We start from the raw sequence: 1,861 nt of genomic DNA, 5'->3' as shown, positions 1-1,861 counted from the left end.
GCACCGGCGTCATCACGCGATCGGGCACCGGCACGCTCAATGCCCAGTCCGAGCCGACGATCAATCTCCACGTCACAGCCACCTCGTCCGACGGCAGCACCGACACTCATGCCTTCACCGTCGACGTCACGGCCAGCCAGTTGCCGACATCGTTGACCTTGGCGCATACCATTCTGACTTCGCAGTGGTCGCCGCCGAGTCCCGATCCGACGGATATCGTCTATATTTCTCATCTCGGCACGCTGCTGGTTGCCGACAGCGAAGTCGACGAAATGCCCATTTTCACCGGCAAGAATCTCTACCAGATGAATCTGAACGGCACCCTGGCGGGTACGCTCACCACCATCAATTTCTCCGATGAGCCGGCCGGGGTCACTTATAATCCGACGAACCACCATCTCTTCTTCTCGGACGATACCGGCACGAAGAGCGTGTACGAGTTGAACCCAGGCAAGGATGGGCTTTACAACACGTCCGACGATATCGTGACCTCATTCAAGACCGCCGCGTTCGGCAGTTCGGATTCGGAGAGTCTTGCCTACGACACAAACCGCGGAGTGCTCTATCTCGAGGATGGCTCAACCCATAGGATTTACACCATCGCTCCGGGCCAGAACGGCAAATTCGACGGCGTGCCAAGCACGGGCGGCGACGATGTCGTGACGAGTTTTTCTGTACAATCGCTCGGAACCCCTTCTGACGGGGGCATCGCGTATGATCCGGTCCACGACCTGCTTTATGTCATCGTGTCACGAAACTCGGTGGCAATGGTGACGCCAACCGGGGATCTGCTGGGCACGCTCGACATCTCCGCCGCCAACGCGAAAAAACCCGCGGGACTCGCCCTGGCGCCGAGCAGCGACGATCCAAGCCACGGCATGAGTCTCTACATTGTCGATCGCGGCGTGGACAACAACACCAATCCGACCGAGAACGACGGCAAGGTCTATGAATTTCATTTGAACGATTGGCTGCTTGCCTGACCCGGCGGGCGCATTACTCAAGCACCAGGGCGCCGCATTCTCGGCCGAATGGACTTGCTCCGGATGCGGTAGGTTCGAGGCAACTGATGAGCGCGATGGACGGCCATGGCCGGCCCCGAACGCGCGTCCCCGACCTGCTGAACTAGCGACGGGGAGATTTGTCATGTCCAAACCATCGATTCCCGACAGCGGCAATGCGATTGGACTGCTCTCGGCAGAGCTCGGCTCGACGTCCCTCACCAAAAGCCTTCACCCGCTCGATGACGGCTCGCCGTTCGCTACCGGCGATCCGAACCTTGTAGGGGTCCAGCACGGCGACGATGGCGTGCCGCAGGCTTCCGCGCTATTGAATAACGATAGCCTCGCCGTCGAGCCGGGCGAGCACAATGCCGGCCATGGCGCAGCCTCGACCTCGATAACCAACGGCGAACTGATCGGCCTGGCCGAGGCGGCAGCCAGCCCAGGCATTCACCTCGACAGCACCTTTCTCGACACCCTGGCGACGAAAGTCTCCGGCGGCCAATGGCAATTTGCGGGAATAGGCATTGCCGGCAGTGGTATCACTGGCGCCACCCCTGCCCCCCATGTAGTCACTGACGCCGGCACGGTGCCGACTGGCGCCACGCCCACCACCAGCAGTCTCCTCGCAAGCTCAACTGCGATCGACCCGATCTTCGAAACGAGGGTGGCGACCGCCGGCGACGATGTCGAGGAGAAAGGCTCCGGTACGATCGGAACCAACATCAACGACCTGGAGCTGGGTTATGACGGCACCACCCGACAGACCGTCGGTATCCGCTTCACTGGCATCGACATCCCGCAAGGCGCCATCATCACCAGCGCCTATATCCAGTTCCAGGCCAACGAGGTGAAGACCG

2 pseudogenes are annotated in these 1,861 nt (G+C 60.8%); both read left to right on the top strand.

Going from position 1 to position 1,861, the window contains the following annotated elements:
* Window positions 1-983: pseudogene (locus RFN30_RS32185) on the top strand (RTX toxin); the annotation flags it as partial.
* Window positions 984-1,146: 163 nt separating this feature from the next.
* Window positions 1,147-1,861, top strand: a pseudogene (locus tag RFN30_RS32180) (hypothetical protein); the annotation flags it as partial.

This window comes from Mesorhizobium dulcispinae, from assembly GCF_033977345.1.
Taxonomy (GTDB): domain Bacteria; phylum Pseudomonadota; class Alphaproteobacteria; order Rhizobiales; family Rhizobiaceae; genus Mesorhizobium; species Mesorhizobium dulcispinae.
The sequence above is the reverse complement of the archived record's forward strand: the minus strand, read 5'-3'. Positions and strand labels throughout refer to the sequence as shown.